The sequence below is a fragment of the Tamlana crocina genome (assembly GCF_012037625.1).
The window spans coordinates 1-279 of the sequence record NZ_JAAVJS010000894.1; the positions used below are offsets into that span (position 1 = coordinate 1).

The window sequence follows — 279 nt, forward strand, 5'->3', positions numbered from 1 at the left end:
GATTTTAGCCTTTCTCTTTCAAAAACTGATAAACTGTTTAGCGGCTCTGCAAGTTGTTCTAAAGATATTTTTACCGGTATATCTATGACTCTATTCTTATCCTTTACACTAAGTTATAACATCCATCGGAATTCGGAAAAAGTTAAACGTCGTCCTCTGTTTCTATTTAAACACCAAGCACCTTTGATAACTCCCTAAACACTTTTATTAACTCCTACGACGCAAAGCTTGCCCATAAAGTTTTCGTTCTTGGCTCTTGGCTCTTGTTTCTCAACAACT

At 36.2% G+C, this 279-nt stretch carries 1 protein-coding gene; it reads left to right on the forward strand.

Annotated features, from left to right (window positions below):
* Positions 1-198 (forward strand): hypothetical protein (locus HC176_RS19895; RefSeq protein ID WP_209309848.1); only part of this gene is annotated, 198 nt, incomplete at its 5' end.
* Positions 199-279: the final 81 nt, after the last annotated feature.